Consider the following 2,285-nt stretch of genomic DNA (forward strand, 5'->3'; position numbering starts at 1 on the left):
GCGTCCGCCTGGTCAGCCTCCTCAACTCCGTCTCGGTGTGGTGGCACCTCATCGGCGTCGCGGTCATCGTCGGCTGCCTGACCCTCGCCCCCGCCGATCACCAGAGCGCCGACTTCGTCTTCACCACGTTCAACAACGACACCGGCTTCAGCAACGGCCTGTACGTGACCGCGCTCGGGCTGCTGCTGGCGCAGTACACCTTCTGCGGCTACGACGCCTCCTCCCACCTGTCCGAGGAGACCACGCACGCCCAGANNGGTCTCCTGGATCGCCGGGTTCATCCTGCTGGCCGGCCTCACCTGGTCCATCCAGGACTACGCGGGCACGCAGAACAGCGCCACCGGAGTGCCGCCTGCGCAGATCTTCGAAGACGTCCTCGGGCTTTCCGGCGCCAAGGCCCTGCTGCTGATCGTGATCGTGGCCCAACTGTTCTGCGGCAACGCCGAGACCGCCGCTGCCTCCCGCATGGTGTTCGCGTTCTCCCGCGATGGGGCGGTCCCGTTCGCCGCCACCTGGCGCCGCGTCAGCACCCGCACCAAGACACCGGTTGCAGCCGTGTGGCTGTCGGTGGGAGTCGCGCTCATCCTGGCCGCACCGTCGCTGTACTCGCCGACCGCGTACGCAGCGGTCACAGCCATCAACGTCATCGGCATCACCCCCGCCTACGCCATCCCCGTCTACCTGCGACTGCGCGCCGGGGACCACTTCCGGCCCGGACCGTGGAACCTCGGCCGGTGGAGCAAGCCCATCGGCTGGACAGCCGTGACGTGGGTCGGCTTCGTCACCGTCCTTTTCTGCCTGCCGCAGGTCTCCCCGATCACCACCTCGTCGTTCAACTACGCCGGCGTCGCCCTCATCGCCGTGCTCACGCTCGCCTGGATCCTGTGGATCACCCAGGGACGCCGCAACTACCGAATCCCGACCCTCGGCAACACCGCCACGCACGCCTCCCTTTCGGAGGACATGGTCTGATGAACAGCCAGCACACTGACCCGGAACACGAGCTGTCTCGGCTCGCCGGTCTCATCTCCGCCGAGGACTTCCGGACCGCGGTCGAGCGCGAAGACATCACCACCGTCATGGTTTGCCTCCCCGACATGATGGGCCGCCTCAAGGGCAAGCGGCTCAACGCCTTCACCTTCCTTGACCGGACCGCCAAAGAGACCACAGTGTCGGAGGCCTGCGCCTACATCCTGGCCACCAACGTGGGCATGGACCCCCTTGGCGGCTTCGACCTCACGGGCTGGGACAAAGGCTTCCAGGACCTCGGCATGGTCGCCGACCTGAGCACGCTGCGTGTCCTGCCCTACATGCCCGGCCTCGCGCTGGTGCACTGCGATGCCGTGCAACCTGACGGGACCCCCCTGGACATCGCTCCGCGCTGCATGCTCCGCACCCAGCTCAATCGGCTGGAAGAGCTCGGCTTCGAAGCGCGTGTGGGGCTGGAGAGCGAGTTCGTCCTCTGCAACGGCCTTCAACCGGCGGTGCCGCACAACCTCGACTACGCCCTCGACCATCCGCCGGCACTCAGCGACTACCTCCGATACCTGGAAGACGCTCTACCCGAGGCCGGTGTGCCGATCGAGGCGACCAAGACAGAGGGCGCTCCCGGCCAGGTGGAGATCACCTTCCCCTACGGCCCGCCGCTGGAAGCCTGCGATGCCTACACCGTCTACAAGCAGACCGTGCAGCACTTGGCCAGACGCCAGGCGCTGACGGCGACGTTCATGAGCGCACCGTTCACCGGCGTGGGCAGCGGGCTGCACCTGCACCTGTCCCTCTGGAAGGACGGCGCGCCAGCCTTCGCAACAGCTCCCGGCGAGGAGCTGCCCGAGACGATGCGGCACAGCATCGCCGGACTCCTCTCCGGAATGCCGCACCTCGCCCCCCTGTACGCGCCCAACCCCAACTCCTACAAGCGGTACGCGACGGCGCACTCCTTCGCACCCCAGTACATGAACTGGGGGCACGACAACCGCGGGTGCGCAGTCCGCGTCACCGGACACGGCGAGGGCACGCACCTGGAGATCCGACTACCCGGCGCCGACGCCAACCCCTATCTCGCGCTGACCGCCTCACTCGCCGCGATCGTGCACGGCCTGACCGAGAAGCTGACGCCACCCGCTCCCTGCAGGGGCGACGCCTACGCAGACCGGCAGGCGACCCGTGTTCGACGTGACCTCGCCGAGGCGGTGTCGTACTTCGGCGGCAGCAACTTCGCGACGAGCGCGCTCGGAGCCGCGGTGGTGCATCACTACGCCATCGCGGCCGAGGTCGAACTCGCC

General features: G+C 67.9%; 1 protein-coding gene and 2 pseudogenes. All 3 read left to right on the forward strand.

Annotated features, from left to right (window positions below; genetic code table 11):
* Positions 1 to 255 (forward strand): annotated as a pseudogene (locus AOK23_RS50575) (amino acid permease); the annotation flags it as partial.
* Positions 256 to 257: 2 nt separating this feature from the next.
* Positions 258 to 972, forward strand: a pseudogene (locus AOK23_RS32170) (amino acid permease); the annotation flags it as partial.
* On the forward strand, positions 972 to 2,285 hold a 1,314-nt coding region (locus AOK23_RS32175), incomplete at its 3' end, for a glutamine synthetase family protein (RefSeq protein ID WP_055716087.1). The pseudogene AOK23_RS32170 and the gene AOK23_RS32175, both read left to right, overlap by 1 nt.

It is taken from the genome of Streptomyces torulosus (assembly GCF_001419765.1).
GTDB lineage: Bacteria > Actinomycetota > Actinomycetes > Streptomycetales > Streptomycetaceae > Streptomyces > Streptomyces torulosus.